Genomic DNA, 18355 nt, shown 5'->3' on the forward strand with positions numbered 1-18355 from the left:
GCGTCTCGCACCTCCGCTTTGTTTCTCGGCCAAGACACTGGGCTATTGGTTTGAAGATGGGGCAAAATCTTATACTTTCTTTTCCTGTAAGAAAAACCGGGCAAAAAGCACCCGGTCCTTAACCTCCAGCCATGTGTGATGGATTCGTGTCTTTTCGGTGCTGAATCATCGCTTCGATTACTCGCTTGCCGCGGGCGCACCGCGAGCCTCCTCAGACAAACAGAAATCTGCGGGGTCTCGCTGGCACGCTGTTCCCGCTGGCGTCTCGCATCTCCGCTTTGATTCTTGGCCAAGACACTGGTCTATTGGCTTGAAAACAGGGCAAAATCATGTACTTTCTTTACCTGTCAGAAAAACCGGGCAAAAAGCGTCCAGTCCTTAATCTCCAACCATGTGTGATGGACTCGTGTCTTTTCGGTGCTGAATCGTCGCTTCGGTTGCTCGCTGGCACGCATCAACTAAGCGCGATCCCGCAGGCGCCAGAGCACCTCCGCTTTTGACGCTTGGCCAAGACACTGGTCTATGGGTTTGAAGACGGGGCAAAATCGTATACTTTCTTATCCTGTTAAAAAAACAGCTTTCGCTAACGAAAGCCACCGCATCCTGCGGAAGTACGGACTAGGCATCGCCTAGTTTTTCTTATTCTGGCAGATGTTCCGCAATTAAAAGACGGATACATCCGCAGCCTGTGCCGCACGCAGTTCGCTAAGAAACGTAAGTGCTGGTTCGAGAAAGCGACATACCTCATTATTTTTTTCAAGCGTTCTCACTTTGTCGAACGCTACATTTTGTGGCAGCTGATCAAAGAAAAGTAGCATCGCCGCGCATTCAAGAAAAGACGTTGTTTGCCCCATCACACGCTGAATCAGCGGGGTTTTCGGCAGCTCATCTTTATAATGGGAGAGGAAATCCTCCCCGGCTTCTGAAATGCGATAGGCGCACTGTTCAGCCTGATCGCTTCGACTCGTCCAGTCCTCGATTAAAAAACCAAAGTCGCATAATTCATCCAATTGGATCGACAGCTCTTCAGAATAAGGTCCGCTAAAATAGAAATGGAACTTCTGATTGAACGGACAGCCGAAGCGCTGAAGAATGTATACGACTTTCTGAAGTTTCTTGCGTTCTAAATAACCCTCCGATTGATGAATTAAGGCAGCAATTTTCGCGTGGTCTTCCAACATGTATCCTTATCCCCCATGTACCATGATCTCTATCGTTTCGTTTACACATGTTTCGGTCTGTAGTCGCTTAGATGCCAAGGAGCTGTTTTATTTTTTTTCGATACGTTTCCTGCTTGGGCAGTTCATCAATCCGATCTTTTGGAAAATAGAGTTTGCAGTCCGTCCGGCGCATCCCGGTAATTGATCCGACAACATCGGATTCCTGCGACAACTCATGCAGTGTCCCGTCCGGCATCAGCAGTTCAATCGGCTGCCGCTCGCCTTCCTCACCCGGCCGATACAAATCATAGGGTGAATTGGATGAAGAATCAATTTCCAGATAGTAGCGCGGGTCGATGCCCGCTTGTTTAAAAGCAAGGGCGAGCTGATCTTTGGAGTGAATCAGAGACGGCGAAAATTCAACATACTTAAACAAACGCCGATTCATGAACCTGCAGCAGAGATCGCGGAGAATCTCATCCTTTTCTTCTTGCCAGACCTGGAAGAAATAGAGAATAACCGACTCGTCCAGCTTGAGATAGTCATGAAGCGTCATGTTTCCGTCAAAGATCTGAATCAGCGGATGCGGTGTGTACTTGAATTGAAAACCTTCCTGATAAAGCGTTTTGGCCCGATGCAGAATCTGAGTGAGAACGACCTCGGCGCTGCGTGTCACCGGGTGGAAGTATACTTGCCAATACATCTGATAACGGCTCATAATATAGTCTTCCACTGCATGCATGCCGGATAATTTAAAAACGATCTGATCATCAACCGTGCACATCACGCGCCAAATACGTTCCATATCAAAATGGCCGTAGCTGACCCCGGTAAAATAAGCATCGCGCAACAGATAATCCATCCGATCACAATCAATTTGACTGGAAATCAAACTGACAACCAACCGATTCGGATAGGTTTTGCCGATGACTTCAGCAACTTTTTCTGCGAATCCTTCGCCCTGCCGTTCAAGCAAGCGGTGAATTTCCGTATCCCCGAGAATGATTTTCTGCGTATACTCTTCGTGATTGGTACCAAAGACCTTTTCAAAGGAATGTGAAAAAGGTCCATGTCCGACATCATGAAGCAATGCAGCACAGAGCGCAATCATCGTTTCCGAATCATCCCAGTTGTTTCGGTACTTGAATATATCAATCACACGTCTGGCAATTTCATAGACGCCAAGCGAATGACCGAATCGGCTGTGTTCGGCGCCATGGAAGGTGAGAAATGTCGTGCCCAGTTGCCGAATACGCCGCAAGCGCTGAAATTCAGGCGTACCGATTAAATCCCAAATCAAACGGTGCCGAACATGAATATACCGGTGCACCGGATCCTTAAATACTTTCTCTTCATTCAGTTTCTGCGCCGCCTGGGTCAAAAACACCACATCCTATAATTAAAGCGATTTTTTCCATTCTCTCGCTAAGTTCTGCGATTAGTATACCTGCATGAAGCGTTTTTGTTAATCACAAGCGTCTTTTTTCATCGACTAAACGGGTTTCGGTCCTTCGATATTGTTGTTTGACCGGTATGTTTTAGAGCGTCAGCTTGTCCACCATCTGCTTGCGCTCCTTAAAATAAACGGGAACGAGATTATACTCACGTGCCATCGCTTCACCAAGCGCATAGTTCGTTCCAATCGACTCCGCCGTATGATTATCGCCGCCAATCGTCACAAAGCTGCCGCCAAGCTCGCTGTAGCGGCGTACAATACTTTCAAGTCCTTCACGGAATCCGTTTTGATCAATGAGACGAAGGTTGATTTCAAGGCAAATATCATTCTCAATCAGTGTGCTGAGCAGATTATCCATGAGGAGCGGGTAGTCTTCGTAGCGAAGAACATTATCATTGTATTTCAAATAACGGCATGGGTAATCGATATGGGCAAACGTGTCGATATACGGATTTCGATGAATCGTATGTTCGGCATAGATGAGGTACTGTGCAAACAGATCATGTTTACTGAGAAAATTTTTAGCCCGATCTGAATACAAATCAAAATCCTGAAGGTTGTGGACCGATCCAATCACCATATCGAATGGATAGGTTTCCACAAGTGCACGGTTGCGTGCTGTATAATCCGGCCGATTATCCAGACCAAGTTCAATTCCGAGCAGCAGATGCTCACCTCTTAACGGGCCATAAGCATCGAAATAATGCGCAAGGTCGAAATCGACTGAAGAACCGTCCTCTTGGCGTTCATTCAGATCATAGTGCTCGGTAAGCACGAGATTCATATGACAGCTTTCCGCTTTTTTCAGCGCTTCTTGAACATCCATATCTGCGTCAAATGAAAAACGTGTGTGGTTATGCGTATCAAAAACCATAACTTCGTTCCCCCAATAGCCGTTTTCATTTCCTCAGCCGGTCCATCCAGAGATGGCTTGCTTAACCACGTGAACCGGTATGAGTACGTATCTTTTTTCATATCTTTATAGTATAAGATTAAATAGATTTTGAAACAACGGATCTGCCAAGTTCGTTCTTTTCATGTCTGATCGTCCAGTGATCCTTGCTCGCTGCATCGATTAACTCGGCCTATTGTCATTCAATAAGAATGCTGTGCATTTTCTAAAAATTCCGTTGACGAACGGCAATGGGCGTGTTATAGTAATTTTTACAAATTTCTTAATTTAAATCAGAGGCTGATCATAATGTTCATTCTATCCCAACTACGCGTCGTGATTATTATCTAGGATCCTGGCAATCGCTGAAATGAATAACGATTGTCCGGGTCCTCCTTGGCGTAGTTGGGAGTCGGGCAAGGCTCCCATTCAATTTGAATGGGAGCCTTTTTGTACCTCTGGAAAATAAGAAAAAGAAACAGAAAGGATGAAATGAATTGAGAAGTGATGAAATCAAGAAAGGGGTCGATCGTGCCCCGGCCAGAAGCCTGCTGCGCGCAACCGGCATCGTAAAGAATCAAGAGGATATGAACAAACCGTTTATTGCCGTTTGCAACTCTTATGTGGATATCGTTCCCGGTCATGTTCATTTGCGTGAATTAGCCGATGTTGCCAAACAAGCGATCCGTGAAGCCGGTGGAATTCCGTTTGAGTTCAATACCATCGGCGTTGATGACGGCATCGCCATGGGTCATATCGGCATGCGCTACTCGCTGCCGAGCCGTGAACTGATCGCCGATGCTGCCGAGACGATGATCAATGCACACTGGTTTGACGGCGTTTTCTACATTCCTAACTGTGATAAGATCACGCCGGGCATGATGCTTGCAGCTGTTCGTACCAACGTTCCGGCTATCTTCTGTTCCGGAGGTCCAATGAAAGCCGGGCTATCTGCGCAGGGTAAAGCGCTCACACTGTCATCGGTATTCGAAGGTGTCGGAGCCTTCAAAGAAGGACAGATGACCAAGGAACAATTCTTGGATCTTGAATCCTCCGCCTGTCCCACCTGCGGATCATGCGCCGGTATGTTCACCGCCAACTCGATGAACTGCCTGATGGAAATGCTCGGCATCGCACTTCCAGGCAACGGCACCGCGCTGGCCGTTTCTGATGAACGACGTGAACTTGTTCGGAAATCAGCGTTTAAACTGATGGACCTGATCAAAAAAGATGTTCGCCCGCGCGACCTGATCACCCCGGAAGCAATTGATGACGCATTTGCACTCGATATGGCAATGGGAGGATCAACCAACACCGTCCTTCATATGCTGGCCGTTGCTTCTGAAGCAGCGATTGATTACGACCTGAACCGCATTAACCAAGTCGCAAAAAAGGTGCCGTACCTGGCAAAAATAGCGCCAAGCTCCGCATTCTCGATGCAAGATGTTCACGAAGCCGGCGGTATCTCGGCGATCATCAAGGTCCTCACCGATATGGATGGGGTCATCCATCCGGACCGACTTACCGTCTCAGGAAAAACACTCCGCGAAAATGTCGCCAATGCGACCATCAAAAATCCAAAAGTCATTCACCCGCTTGAAGACGCCTACAGCAACGAAGGCGGACTCTCCGTGCTCTTCGGCAATGTTGCGCCAAAAGGTGCGGTCATCAAAGTCGGCGGTGTCGATCCGTCCGTCAAAACATTTACCGGTCATGCGATCTGCTTCAACTCACATGATGAAGCGGTTGAAGCGATTGATCATCACATGGTACACAAGGGCCATGTCGTCGTGATCCGCTATGAAGGCCCAAAAGGCGGCCCGGGTATGCCGGAGATGCTTGCGCCAACCTCATCAATCGTTGGACGCGGGCTTGGTAAAGAAGTTGCATTACTCACAGATGGACGTTTTTCCGGTGCGACACGCGGCATCTCGGTCGGTCACGTTTCCCCTGAAGCCGCTGCAGGCGGTCCAATCGCACTCGTTCAAGACGGGGATGAGATCACCATCGATCTGATCGACCGTACCGTGCATCTTCATGTTTCCGACGAAGAACTTGCTGCAAGGCGCAAAACATTGAAGCCTTTTGTACCGAAAGTGCGAAGCGGCTATCTGTCCCGCTATGCCGCACTGGTCACTTCTGCACATACCGGCGGCGTGATGCAGCTGCCTGAAGCATGGTCTGGATCTGAAACAGAGAAAAAGACGAATCCTGTGCACTGATCGGCGGTGATCCAAAAGAGACAGAAGATACCGACGAAATGATCCATTAGCAGTGATTCCATTGAAATTTTTATGATTATTTTGTGAACGAGACAGAAAAATAAAAAAGGATACTCGAAAAGAGAAAGGATGTTCTGAATCATGAAGGCTGTTGTCGCAACGGGCCAATTTTTAGGAAAATATTTTGCTGCATTCGTACTGGCAGCTGCTGTTGTCAGCTACCTCCAACCCGGCTTAATCACGTGGGTACTTCCGTATGTGAACGTTTTGCTCGGAATCATCATGTTCGGCATGGGCATGACCCTTAAGAAATCTGATTTTTCCGCAGTTTTCAAACGTCCAAAAGACGTTATCATCGGTGTTGTTGCTCACTATTTGATTATGCCGCTGATTGCTTTCGCACTGTGTTTTGCGTTCCAGCTTCCGTCTGCCGTTGCTGTCGGCGTGCTCCTCGTCGGCTGCTGCCCAAGCGGAACAGCTTCAAATGTCATGTGTTTCCTCGCCAAGGGCGACGTGGCACTCGGTGTTTCGATCGGTGCTGTATCTACGCTGATTGCACCCGTGATGCTACCGCTGATTCTCTGGCTGCTCGCCGGTCACTGGGTAAAGATTCCGACCCAGTCGCTCTTTGTCAGCGTTGTTGAAATCGTCATTGTGCCGATCGTTCTCGGCGTACTCGTCAATACGTTGTTTGGCAAAAAGACCGCTAAAGTAGCCGATGCGCTGCCGCTTGTTTCAACACTTGCCATTATCCTGATCGCAGGCGGTGTTGTTGCCGCATCAAATAAGAACGGCGACTTAGTGACTGCGGGAACACTTGTCATCATTCCGGTTGTTATCCTACACAACTTGCTTGGCTACCTGTTAGGCTTCTTCTTCAGTCGCAAGCTTGGTATGAATCACGCTAAAAGTCGCGCGATCACCTTTGAGGTCGGTATGCAGAACTCCGCACTCGGCGTTGCCCTTGCTATGGCGTTCTTCTCACCGGTCGCTGCCATTCCGGCAACACTGTTCAGCGTCTGGCACAACATGTCCGGTTCGCTGCTTGCCTCCTTATGGGCGGGCAAAAAAATATCGGCTAAAGAAAACGTATCAAAAGATGATGCAGACGCAGTCCCTACTCCATAAAGCATCTTAACAGCAGACCAATCTACACTTACAAAAAAGGCGCTCATTTCAAATTAAGGAAATGAGCGCCTTTTTCGCATGATAAGAAGTATAAGGGCAACTATGATTTAGCAGGCGCCAAAGGCCTAGCTTTGCCAAGTTTTCTTTATTTGCCTTTTACTTGCTGTATACCTGAATCAGCGGCTGATCCGTTGCAGCGTCTTGGTCTAGCTTTGGAACAACGGCCTCATAATTATTTGTGTTGGTCACAATCACCATCGTGGTCGGATCATAACCGGCTTCTTTAATCTTGTCCGGCTCAAAGGTTGTCAATAGATCGCCTTTTTTCACTTTCGCACCGGTTTCAATTTTCGGATCAAAGTGCTTGCCTTTCAGTTCAACCGTATTGATTCCTATGTGAATCAGTACTTCGACACCATTGTCGGATTTGATTCCATATGCATGACCGGTCGGAAAAGCCACCGTAATTTCACCGTCTACCGGCGACACGCAAGTCCCTTTCGACGGCAGCACGCCGACGCCGGATCCCATCGCACCCGAACTGAATACCGGATCATCTACTTGAGAAAGCGGCACCGGATGACCGGCAACCGGGCTGTATACGGTTTCTGTCAAAGTCAGGCCGCTTACGTTTACCGCCGGCTGCTCGGATTCTTCCGCTGCGGTTGAAGCTGCTGCTTCATCCTTTACATTAAGTCCAAGCTTTGCTGTCTTCTTTTCCGTCAGGCTCTTCTTTCCAGAGGTCACCTTGGCGAACAGCTTTTCCGTGTTGCTTTCATTAAATCCAAAAACAAGGACGAGCAGCAATGCGCTGAGAAAGGCGACAACAAAACCGATGATCGCCCATACAATACTTGAATCGCGGCCAATAAACAGCGGCATTTCAAAAATGTTCATAATCGGTGTGTAACTGAAACATTTAACGCCCGCTGCACTCACCGTTGCGCCACCAAGCGCACCGCCGACCAGGCCAAAGATAAATGCTTTTTTATATTTTAAGTTAATCCCGTAGATTGCCGGTTCAGTAATCCCAAAGAATCCACTGATTGCGGCTGAAATGGCGATTTCTCGGTTTTTCAGCTTCTTTGCTCTGAAAATTGACCCGGTGACTGCGCCAAACTGTCCGGCAACGGCAACCATCATAACCGCAAGCAAGGTATCATAGCCGTACGCTTGAATATTAATCAACGAAATCGGCAGGATGCCCCAATGCAATCCGAAAATAACAAAGATCTGGAAGGTGGCACCCAGAATGCCGCCGGCAATCAGTGGGCTTAAGTCGTATAAGAACTTATACCCATAAGCAAGCCCGGTACCGATCGCCGTGCCGAGCGGTCCGATAATCAAGAAGGTCAACAGCCCGGCAACAACCAAGGTCAGAAAAGGAACGAAAACCAGCTGCATGACTGCCGGAAGCTGTTTCTTAAACCAACGTTCGATATGACTTTCAAGCCAGATCGCCAGAATGGTCGGAATAACCGCACCGCCATAAGTTTTAAAGTCTACCGCATAGCCCCATAAATGGGCAACCTCGGGAATCTGAGCGTCCGTCAGCGGGTAGATCATCGCTGCAGCGAGGGCCACCGCGATGTAGCGATTGGTATTAAACTTGTCGGCCGCCGTAATGGCAATGAAAATCGGCAACAACGTAAATACGCCGCTCGCCAGTGTATTTATAATGAGATAAATCGGTGAGTTTGCTGGCAGCCAGTGAAACGTTGAAATAAGAATAGCGACGCCTTTTAGAACGCCGACACCGGCCAGTACTGAAATAAACGGCGTAAAAATGCCAGAGATAACGGCAACAAAACGTTCAAACCAGTTCTCCGATTTTGCCTCTTCTGCTTTGTCTTCCTGTCCCGCTGCAGATTTGCTGTCTGTGGCACTGAATCCGTATCGATTCATAATCGCTTCATAGACCGGCACCACTTCGTCGCCGATAACCACTTGATATTGTCCCCCGGCACTAACTGCGGTCAGCACCATTGGAAGATCTTCAAGCACTTCCTTATTTGCCTTGCTTTGATCATTCAATCTGAAGCGCAACCGTGTCGCGCAATGAATCAATGATTTCACGTTCTCTTTGCCGCCGACATTTGCAACAATTTCATTTGCCAGCTGGGAGTAGTCTTTCTTTGCCATGTCTAAGCCTCCTATAAACCGTTTTCATTAATACGCATTAAACGCTACGTGCACAAGTTCCTCTATAATCAAGTTCATCGAACAAATCCTTATGTTTTCGGCACTTTATTGCGAGACCGTAAACATGCTTTAAGCAAATTAAGCTTAAAATAAAAACGCCTTCTTGTCAAATTAATTTTCATGAAATTTATTTTCTTAAACCGTTCTTTCAAAGACGACTTATCGGAGCTGGTACGCTTTTTATTAGGCTCGATAATTGAATAATAAATAAGGAAAAGCATCAAAAACAAACGGTTCTGTTTCTAGTTTCTCAGCATCATCTCACCAAGACCCGGCTCCTCTTGATTCAGCGTCTCGACATCTTCGGATTCACATCGCTACACGTAACAGCATCGCCAATTTCAGGTTTGATACGAATTTTGGTCCGTTTGATACAACTTTTCAGGTTTGATCGTTCTAGATAAAAAAAGCACCGGATTGCTCCGATGCGCTACTTTGTTCGTTCATTTTTTACTTATCGTTGAAGAAGCTGTGGTGTGTACTGACCATTGCCTGAGCCGGTGCTTCCGGTTCCAGATCGTGCTTCACGCTGTTGACGGCTATTGGACCTTCAACAAATCCGGCGGCGATCAAATACAATTTCTGCGGATAGGAAGCGGCATTGCCGATTGCATAGATGCCGTTTACGGAGGTCTGCATGCTTTGATCAACGCAGATTCCGCTGTTGTCAATGGTCATCCCCCAATCATCCAATCCGCCGAGGCTGCATTGAAAACCGTGATTGACAATCACCGCATCGGCCGCAACCGTCTCCGAACAACCGGATGCACTGCTGCATACGGTAACGCTACTCAATTGTCCCTTCGTACCGCTTAGCGCAACAATCTCAGAGGACATTTTCACGTCTACCTGATACGTATGCAGCCGTTCCACATTATGCTCTAAAGCATGAACAAATTGGTCTCCTCTGTAGATCACCGTGAGACGCTTACAATGAGGCTCAAGCTCTGCCGCCCAATCCAGTGCGCCGTTCCCGCCTCCGGAAATCACCACCTGTTTGCCGGCAAATCGTTGCGGATCGCCGGCAGCGTAAAACAGGCTCGTATTTTCATATAAAGGCGCCTCTTCGAGTGGAAGCTTGTTGACTTCAAAAATGCCGCTGCCAACCGCAAGAATGATCCGGCGCGAATAGTGAACAGCACCGTTTGAAGCAACCAACTTGAAGGTCTGATTCTCCAGCCTCTCCATGTTCACAATTGTTTGGCCGGTGATTATCGCCGGATGAAAGGTCTCAGCCTGCCGATTCAGATGCTCAATCAACTGTGCGCCTTTAATACTCGGAATACCGCCAACATCATAGATCGTCTTCTTTGGGTAAAAGTGCGTGACCAATCCGCCAAGATCACTTTTCGCTTCAATAATCTTCGTTTTGAGTGCGCGCATTCCGCTGTAAAAAGCGGTGTACAGTCCGGAGGGTCCGCCCCCGATAATGGTTACGTCATAAAGATCAAGCACACATTTCTCCCCCTCAGCTGAGTTCATTTACTGTATCATAGGGCACGCAGAGCGGCAGCTGTGTCCGTTGATCGATAAAAATATCCGACTTCACGCCAAATGCCTGCTCCAGCACCTGTTCCGTTACAACATTCCGCGGTGCGCCTTCGCAGATCACTTTGCCCGATTTAATGACGATCATATGATCCGCAAATCGAATCGCATGGTTGAGATCGTGGACAACCATCACAACGGATCGCTGCTCATGCCGATTCAGCCTGCGAATTAACTTCAAAATGTCCAGTTGATAGGTCATATCCAGAAAGGTTGTCGGCTCATCGAGAAAAAGCCAATCGGTTTCCTGAGCGATCGCCATCGCAATCCAGGCGCGCTGGCGCTGCCCGCCGGATAAACTGTCGACTGCGCGGTCAGCAAAGGAGTCCAAACCCGTTGCGCGGATGGCCCATTGAATCGCTTGCCGGTCTGTCTCGCTAAGTTGGTGCATTCCCTTTTGATGCGGATAACGTCCATAAGAGATCAGTTCTCGAACCGTCACGCCTCCGGGGGCAATCGGATGCTGCGGAAGAATAGCCAGTTGTTTCGCTACCTGACGCGTCGGCTGTTTGTGAATGCTGCGGCCGTCAAGCAGCACGCTCCCGCCTTTTGGGCGCATCAAACGAGCCATTGTTCTTAAAATCGTGGACTTTCCTGATCCATTTGCTCCAACCAAAGCGGTGATTTTGCCTTCGGGCAGATCAATGGACAAACGGTCAACGATCAGTTTATCTCCATAAGCTATATCCAGTTCTTCCGTATGCAGCCGTCCCATGCACGATCGCTCCCTTTCACTTACTTTGAGTCATATTTTTCAGCACACCATCAATGATTTGTGAATTGGCATTGGGTCCTGAATACAACCAGCTTGCGTCCGCGCCATACTCAAAGACATGGTGATTTTTCACTGCAGGAATGTTTTTCCACACAGCATCTTTAAGCATTTTTGCACCGCTGCTTTTGTCGCTATTAATTAAGAAAAGATAATCTGCATCGAGTTTAGCTAATTTTTCAAGTGAAATCGCCGACCAGTTGGCCGTTGCACTTTTTGAAATTTCTTGAACGACTTGCGGTGCTTTTAAACCAAGGTCTTGATAAAGAACCGCGCCGCTGGATACATTGTCGCCAACGACAAAGAACTTGTTCCCAGTCAGCCAAATCGCGGCTACAGTTGGCGTGCCTACTGCATTTTTCACCGTCTGCTTTGCCTTTTTGGCTTTGGCATCATAATCAGCAAGTACTTTCTCTGCTTGTTCTTTTTTGCCAAGAACAGTACCGACTTGAAGCAATTTGTCGCGCCAGTCGCCGTTCACATCTTTATTCAAGACGTATGTCGGCGCAATCTTCTGGTATTGCGCGTATTTGCCTCCGCTTACTGCGCCGGCTGAGTCAATTAAAATAAGATCCGGTTTGAATGAGGCAACGGCTTCATAAGGCAGGTCAGAAGGAACAGTAGGAACCGCTTTTAGATCCTTTTGAAGATAGTCCTGAACACTTTTACCGTTGTTGATCGACCATTGGGCGACCGGTTTAACACCAAGCGCTACCAGATTATCCTCTAAATAAGAGGCAAGAATCCTTTTCGGTTTTGTCGGCACCTTGACGTTGTGACCCATCGCATCTTTAGCAACACGCGTTTTTGGAACAGACGATGCGTTGTTATCCGATGCATCGTTCGCCGTGCTGCATCCTGCCAATAGACTTAAAACGAGTAAAACACTTGCGAAAGTAACTGCCGCTTTTTTTATGTAAATCAAGAGTGGTTCCTCCCTAATTTATTAATTAATTGTGACATTTTTATGATAACGATATTCATTATCAATTACAACTATTTTTTTGATTTTATACTATTGATATTCGTTATCAATTATAATAGAAACAGAGTTCAATATTAAGGAGCTTCATCTATGTTCTTGTCATTTATTGCAAAACAGCGAACACAACGCCCCAACAATCGAAAACCAACGCGGGCAGCGCGGGCGTTAACGGCTTTGATTGGCGGCCTCATTCTTCTCGTCGTCACTTTTATTCTGTCACTGCTCTACGGCGCGGTACACGTTCATTTCTCAACTGTATGGCAAAGCTTCACGAATGATCAAACGCTCACAGCCAATCAGCAGATTATTCGTAATATCCGAATACCTCGAGCGATTGGCGCGGCGCTGGTCGGCGCTCTCCTTGCTGCTTCCGGAGCCGTCATGCAGGGGATGACCCGTAACCCACTGGCCTCACCTTCACTGATGGGGGTCAGTTCCGGGGCTTCCCTGGTCATGGTCTGCGCCCTTGTTTTTGCTCCACAGGCTTCCGTTCTTTCGCTGATGCTTTGTTCGTTTGTCGGCGCCGGCATCGGAGCACTGCTCGTTTTCGGTATTGCCCTGTTCTCACGCGGCGGCGTTTCTCCAGTTAAGCTGGTTCTTGCCGGGATGGCGGTTACCGCCTTTTTGAATGCCTGCACATCAACGATTGCCATTCGTTTTAATGTGGCGCGCGATTTGAGTTTCTGGTATGCCGGCGGTGTATCCGGTGTGCAATGGCTGCATGTCCAACTCCTGATTCCCGTCGCCGTGTTCGGTATTATTCTCGTCTTGACGATTTCACGCTCAATCAATGCACTCAGCTTAGGCGAGGAGACCGCCAAAGGACTTGGCGAACGCACCCTACTCGTAAAAACAATCGCTATTCTGGCCGTTCTGCTGATGACCGGCGCCGCTGTATCCGCTGCCGGAGCGGTTGGATTCATTGGTCTGATCGTGCCGCATATCACACGATTTCTGATTGGCGGCGATTACCGCTGGCTGCTGCCTTGCTCAGCCGTATTTGGTGCTGTCCTGCTGGTTGGCGCCGATCTGGGTGCGCGGATGATTAATCCGCCTTTTGAGACTCCAGTCGGCGTCGTTACCGCCTTAATCGGCGTACCTTTCTTCCTCTATCTCTCGCGCCATGCCGCAGGAGGGATGCACGGATGATACCGAAAAGACGGATCTTGAGCGTCACTTTATGTATACTTTGTGTCATTGGGGTTACATTGATCATAAGTTTAAATACCGGCTATTTGCGGATCGCCCCCATCGATGTGCTGCGTGTGCTTGTAGGAAAAGGCAGTCCCCAAGATGCGTTAGTGCTCATTCAATTTCGTCTGCCGCGCATGGTGATTGCGCTGTTTATCGGCGCGGGCATGGCAGTTTCCGGTGCCCTTCTTCAAGGCATCACACAGAACGACTTGGCCGACCCCGGCATCCTCGGGATTAATTCCGGTGCGGGATTGGCTGTTGTTTTTTACATCTCTATGATTCAGGGGCAAGCATCCGCACTGAGCGGGCTGTCCTTATTCTTAATGCCGTTTTCCGCACTCTTTGGTGCAGCGCTGGCTGCTTTGCTTATTTATGCACTTGCTTGGCAGCATGGCGTCACGCCGCTGCGCCTGATTTTATCAGGAATCGGCGTCAACGCCGCATTTATGGCTGTGATCACGATTATTCAGCTCAGGATGGATCCAAAAGATTTCATGCAGGCGACAATCTGGCTGTCGGGAAGCATATGGGGAACCGACTGGCCTTATGTACTCGCCATTCTTCCGTGGATGCTCATCCTTATCCCGCTAGCCACTTTCAAAGCGCGCACATTAAACATTCTTGCGCTTGGAGACGCAGTGGCCAGCGGTCTAGGTGTGGCGGTGAACCGTGAACGAACGCTGTTTCTGATCATCGCAGTCGCCCTTGCCGGAGCCAGTGTGTCTGTCGGTGGCGGCATCGCATTTCTTGGTTTGATTGTCCCGCATCTCGTCCGCCGGATTATCGGACGCCGTCATGAAGTTCTAATCCCATTATCCGCACTGATGGGGGCCTGCCTGCTGCTCATTGCCGATACGCTCAGCCGAACGATCTGGGCACCGGCAGAGGTCCCTGTCGGTCTTGTTGTTTCAGCGATCGGTGCACCCTACTTCATCTACCTCTTATTTCGAGAAAAGATTTAATAGCCAAAGGTAAGATGACGACCGATCATTGAAGGTACAAAGAGAGGCCGACGCTCCCGGCAAGTGCCGCAGTGTCAGCCTCTTATATCCTTTAATAACGTTCGATCATCCATTTTCCTATTGGAATAAAGTTGAGTTTTTCGTAGATACGTGCGGCGACCGGATGATCATAAAACAAACAGGGGCGTTTATGCTCGGCTTGCAGCGCGCTGATCGTCTTAATCAGACAACTGGTTGCAAACCCTTGGTGCTCATATCCTTTTTTCGTACAAACACCGACAATCATCGCCGCTCCGGCTGTCTCGGCTGTGGTTGATACACTGCTGACGGGTTCATTATTCCGTTCAATGTAGAACGTTCTGGAAATCCCTTGATCCATATTCTTCTGGAGGGTTGCCGGCGTCTCCGCATGATTAGAGAAAATCGTCTGACGCAGCGCAATAATTTTTTCTGCTTCTTCAGGAAAGAGCATTTTCACATCTTTACGTGCCGTTGATTTATCAAGAGGTGCGCCAAGATCTCGCGCTGCGTAATAACAGAGCTGTTCCTTTTGTACGGGCTTACTCATGTAAGGAAGTATTTTTTGCACTAGATTTTGCAGGCCGGACAGGCAAGTTAGTACGCTGCAGCGCGTAATCACGTCCGCCCATATCTTGCCGTCAAGCAGTTTGGCATCTCGTGCATAGGGAATAAAATTGCCAAGATAACGGAGCAGAATGCTGCGCAAAGCTCCTTGGCCGTCAAAGTCCCCCCACAGGGTAACACATTCGCCCTCTAGACCATATGCTTCAATATCCCCAAATATAAATAGATTCTCTGCCGGTCGATCGCCAGCAAAGCGCATGACTAGGTCTCTGTCTTTCTCGGTAAGCTGTCGGATCATTCACACGGCCCCCTCTCTCATTCCTATTTCTTACCCTAACTGCCGAGTCATGGATAAGCCATGATCACGCCTCGATCCAAACACAAAACGCTTCATCGGCTTTCTGCAGCCATTGAATTTCTATACAGTTTAGCCTATCCTTCGTGGATATGAAGTGATTGTCGGCACACTTGGGCCCATAAATGAACACGTTTTCCTTCATGATCCGCCGGCTGTTTATTTCGCGCATTCACGAATCATTCTCGGTTTGACAAAAAGTCCGCAGCAGACGCAGATGCACCGATTCGTCCGCATGGGACTCCTTTAAAAAACGGTCTAAGAAATCGACCATAAAGCGATGCCGTTCTTCAGCCAGTTTTCGAGCTGTTTCTGTATTCATACGATCCCGAAGGAGCAGTAACTTTTCGAAGAAATGGTTGACGGTTGTTGACTGCTGCGCCTTGTACTGCTCCGCCGTCTGATGCAGATGCGGCGGCGCTCCCGGATCAAACATCATTCGATGCTTAAATCCGCCATAAGCAAAAGCACGTGCAATTCCAACCGCGCCTAGCGCATCCAGCCGGTCCGCATCTTGGACAATCTTCCCTTCAAGGGTTGACATTGGGGTCTGCACACCGGCCCCTTTAAACGAAAGCTCGCTGATTATGGTGCACACGGCTTGAATGGTCGGCTCGTCCGTATGCAATGATTTCAGCCAGGTTGCGGCGGCGCGCGGACCGACCGATTCATCACCGTGATGGAATTTCCAGTCGGCGATATCATGCAGAAGCGCGCCTAAAGAAACAATTTGTTTATCTGCTTGATGCGGCGCTTCACCCGCCAAGATTTGCAGGCTCGTCCGATACACACGGTACAAATGCGCCCAGTCATGGCCGCTGCTCTCGCTCTTGAACTTTTCTTTCAGATAACTTTCGGTCTGTGCAACACGATTCATCGCTCTCTCAACCTCACTTTCTCCCATAATTATAGCGCATCCCTCATCTGCTGCTGCAACGCGAAGCACCGCTACCGACGTATGTTTCGAAAACAAACCGATCACTTGCTATAATAGGAGTAGATCAATCGACGAAAAAAGGAGGCATTCCCATGTCGCTGCTCAATCAGCCCGTGTGGCGTGTGATCGATCAAAGCAGCTTAGGCAGAGGCTTTGACGGCAGACAGTCGTTTGCGATTGATGACGCCATCTGCCAATCGGTCGGAAGTGGTCAGTCGCCATGCACTGCCCGGCTCTGGGTTCACCATCAAACGGTGATGCTCGGTATACAAGATACCCGACTGCCCCATCTGCGTGCAGGGCTTGATGTACTGCGGGCCCACGGATTCAACTTCATCGTACGCAATTCAGGCGGACTTGCCGTTGTTCTTGATCAAGGCGTGCTCAATCTCTCTTTGATTTTTCCGGAAAAGGATGGGGCATCGACGATCGATGATGGGTTTGAAGCCATGACAGCATTTATGAAGAAAATGCTGGCGCCGCTGGACATCGTCTTCAACTGTGGCGAAATCAACCGGTCCTACTGCCCCGGCCGCTATGACCTGAGCTCGAGCGGGCGCAAGTTTGCCGGCATTTCGCAGCGCCGTGTCAAGCAAGGGGTCGCCGTACAAATCTATCTCTGCGTCTGCGGCAGCGGTTCGCAGCGCGCGCAACTGATTCGTTCCTTTTATACGCAAGCGCTGCAAGGGGAGGCGACACATTTTGCCTATCCCGACATTGACCCGAAGGTTATGGCATCCTTGGAAGAAATCAGCGGGTGTCCATTAACCGTTCAGGGACTCGTTCATGCGTGCCTGTGCAGCCTGCAAAGCTTGGGAACCGTTCAATCTTCATCATCTTTGTCGCCTGAAGAATCCCTTGCCTTTGGCAGCTACTACGAGCGAATGATTCGTCGGAATGAAAAAGCGTTCGACTTCATGTAACAAAGTCCCAAAATTGGTGTACTGACAGTCGAACAATAAAGGGAAGAAAATCTTTATCCAGGTTATGAAGGTAGGATAATCATGAACGTTTTCTATAAAGTTTGCATTGTGTTTGCCCTTATTGCAGCGATGGGCATCACCGCTTTTTTGCCGTTACTTTCGCCGCACAGCTTTTCCGGTCGTCAAGCGGAGCAAAACCAAACCAGCCACACGATCAGTAGCAAGGAGAAAACGCCGGCATCATCTTCAAAAGCGCGGCCTGTCTCTTGGAATAAACCGTCCGGCGGCAGTTATCCGGTCATCGGAAAAAATGAGCCACTTTGGATCGATGTGGCGATCAAGAAACAAAAAGTGTACATCAAAAGCGGTAGCCGCACCTTGTACACCATGCAGGCATCAACCGGTCTTGATAGCAGTCCGGATACAACAACACCGACCGGAACCTACTACATCCAGGCGGAACGCGGAAAATGGTTCTACTCCCCGAAATACAAAGAAGGCGCAAAATACTGGGTATCCTGGAAAAACCACGGCGAATTTCTCTTTCACAGTGTCCCAATGAACCAAAACAAACAGGTGCTGCCGGCCGATGCAGCAAACCTAGGTAAAAAAGATTCACACGGATGCATTCATCTCACCGTTCCCGACGCCAAATGGGTGTACGAGCATATCCCATACAACACCAAAGTAGTCATTCATGCCTAAAAAATAAGCAGCTTGGTTTCCAAAGAGAACCAAGCTGCTTATTTCATCTCCATTCAATTAAGCGAAGGAAAAAGATTTTCTTAGCTGACCTGCGCGACTTCCTTCAACCACAACAAGACACTCATCGCCCTTTGACAAATTATCAATCAGAAGTGTTAGCCAATCGGACATCTTGTGGACTTGTTTCACCTGATTTTTTCCATAAATGTATACATCTTGACCTAGTTTTTCGCAATACTTGTAAAAGCGAATCATCTGTTTGACATGGAAGGCGGCAGCATACACTTTGAATGAAAAGATATGCTTCATGTTCGTCATCCTCCTTGATT

The 18355-nt window shown here is 48.6% G+C and carries 16 protein-coding genes; 6 read left to right on the forward strand and 10 right to left on the reverse strand.

The features are described 5' to 3' along the window. Nucleotides 1-662: 662 nt before the first annotated feature. The 3 genes from AA84_RS0103990 to AA84_RS0104000 form a co-directional block, all read right to left on the reverse strand. Nucleotides 663-1181, reverse strand: coding sequence for a YwgA family protein (locus AA84_RS0103990; RefSeq protein WP_028976123.1), 519 nt, complete (start codon nucleotides 1179-1181; stop codon nucleotides 663-665). 67 nt (nucleotides 1182-1248) lie between these two features. After that, on the reverse strand, nucleotides 1249-2541 hold the full coding sequence (locus AA84_RS0103995; protein ID WP_028976124.1) for an HD domain-containing protein: 1293 nt from the start codon (nucleotides 2539-2541) through the stop codon (nucleotides 1249-1251). A 157-nt stretch (nucleotides 2542-2698) separates the two neighbouring features. After that, on the reverse strand, nucleotides 2699-3490 hold the full coding sequence (locus AA84_RS0104000; RefSeq protein WP_028976125.1) for a PHP domain-containing protein: 792 nt from the start codon (nucleotides 3488-3490) through the stop codon (nucleotides 2699-2701). A 515-nt stretch (nucleotides 3491-4005) separates the two neighbouring features. Between AA84_RS0104000 and ilvD the strand changes: the two genes are divergently transcribed. Continuing rightward, on the forward strand, nucleotides 4006-5730 hold the full coding sequence (ilvD, locus tag AA84_RS0104005) for a dihydroxy-acid dehydratase (RefSeq protein ID WP_028976126.1): 1725 nt from the start codon (nucleotides 4006-4008) through the stop codon (nucleotides 5728-5730). 141 nt (nucleotides 5731-5871) lie between these two features. Beyond that, nucleotides 5872-6858, forward strand: a complete 987-nt coding sequence (locus AA84_RS0104010) for a bile acid:sodium symporter family protein (protein ID WP_028976127.1) — start codon at nucleotides 5872-5874, stop codon at nucleotides 6856-6858. A 156-nt stretch (nucleotides 6859-7014) separates the two neighbouring features. On the opposite strand, the gene AA84_RS0104015 is transcribed toward AA84_RS0104010, so the two are convergent. The 4 genes from AA84_RS0104015 to AA84_RS0104030 all read right to left on the reverse strand — a co-directional run bounded on the left by AA84_RS0104015 (nucleotide 7015) and on the right by AA84_RS0104030 (nucleotide 12305). Then, complete coding sequence (locus AA84_RS0104015; protein WP_028976128.1) at nucleotides 7015-9000, reverse strand: beta-glucoside-specific PTS transporter subunit IIABC; 1986 nt, start codon at nucleotides 8998-9000, stop codon at nucleotides 7015-7017. 510 nt (nucleotides 9001-9510) lie between these two features. Continuing rightward, entirely contained in the window at nucleotides 9511-10515 is a 1005-nt protein-coding gene (locus tag AA84_RS0104020) for an NAD(P)/FAD-dependent oxidoreductase (protein WP_160168692.1), read from the reverse strand. A gap of 13 nt (nucleotides 10516-10528) precedes the next feature. Next, the gene (locus AA84_RS0104025) at nucleotides 10529-11323 is read right to left on the reverse strand and encodes an ABC transporter ATP-binding protein (RefSeq protein WP_028976130.1); all 795 of its coding nucleotides are present in this window, start codon (nucleotides 11321-11323) and stop codon (nucleotides 10529-10531) included. 16 nt (nucleotides 11324-11339) lie between these two features. Then, a complete protein-coding gene (locus AA84_RS0104030) occupies nucleotides 11340-12305 on the reverse strand; it encodes an iron-hydroxamate ABC transporter substrate-binding protein (protein ID WP_051577802.1) in 966 nt (321 codons plus the stop codon). A 150-nt stretch (nucleotides 12306-12455) separates the two neighbouring features. Here AA84_RS0104030 and AA84_RS0104035 point away from each other — a divergent pair, with 150 nt between their 5' ends. Both AA84_RS0104035 and AA84_RS0104040 read left to right on the forward strand, forming a co-directional pair. Continuing rightward, nucleotides 12456-13514: a FecCD family ABC transporter permease gene (locus tag AA84_RS0104035; protein WP_028976132.1), complete on the forward strand. Its 1059-nt coding sequence runs from the start codon at nucleotides 12456-12458 to the stop codon at nucleotides 13512-13514. Then, nucleotides 13511-14521, forward strand: coding sequence for a FecCD family ABC transporter permease (locus tag AA84_RS0104040; protein WP_037562925.1), 1011 nt, complete (start codon nucleotides 13511-13513; stop codon nucleotides 14519-14521). The genes AA84_RS0104035 and AA84_RS0104040 overlap by 4 nt, the downstream gene beginning before the upstream one ends. A gap of 91 nt (nucleotides 14522-14612) precedes the next feature. Here AA84_RS0104040 and AA84_RS0104045 read toward each other — a convergent pair whose 3' ends face one another. Together AA84_RS0104045 and AA84_RS0104055 are read right to left on the reverse strand one after the other, a co-directional pair. After that, nucleotides 14613-15404 carry a GNAT family N-acetyltransferase gene (locus tag AA84_RS0104045; protein ID WP_028976134.1) on the reverse strand — a complete coding sequence of 264 codons (792 nt, stop codon included), beginning with the start codon at nucleotides 15402-15404 and terminating at the stop codon, nucleotides 14613-14615. Between the two features lie 229 nt (nucleotides 15405-15633). Next, on the reverse strand, nucleotides 15634-16365 hold the full coding sequence (locus AA84_RS0104055) for an HD domain-containing protein (protein WP_128167213.1): 732 nt from the start codon (nucleotides 16363-16365) through the stop codon (nucleotides 15634-15636). 125 nt (nucleotides 16366-16490) lie between these two features. Here AA84_RS0104055 and AA84_RS0104060 point away from each other — a divergent pair, with 125 nt between their 5' ends. Further along, nucleotides 16491-17321, forward strand: coding sequence for a lipoate--protein ligase family protein (locus AA84_RS0104060; RefSeq protein WP_028976136.1), 831 nt, complete (start codon nucleotides 16491-16493; stop codon nucleotides 17319-17321). Between the two features lie 81 nt (nucleotides 17322-17402). After that, nucleotides 17403-18026: a L,D-transpeptidase gene (locus AA84_RS0104065; RefSeq protein ID WP_223362308.1), complete on the forward strand. Its 624-nt coding sequence runs from the start codon at nucleotides 17403-17405 to the stop codon at nucleotides 18024-18026. Between the two features lie 57 nt (nucleotides 18027-18083). Here AA84_RS0104065 and AA84_RS17030 read toward each other — a convergent pair whose 3' ends face one another. Beyond that, nucleotides 18084-18335, reverse strand: a complete 252-nt coding sequence (locus AA84_RS17030; protein ID WP_051577803.1) for a hypothetical protein — start codon at nucleotides 18333-18335, stop codon at nucleotides 18084-18086. Between the last annotated feature and the right edge of the window lie 20 nt (nucleotides 18336-18355).

Source organism: Sporolactobacillus terrae DSM 11697 (genome assembly GCF_000648615.1).
In the GTDB taxonomy this organism is placed as follows: domain Bacteria; phylum Bacillota; class Bacilli; order Bacillales; family Sporolactobacillaceae; genus Sporolactobacillus; species Sporolactobacillus terrae.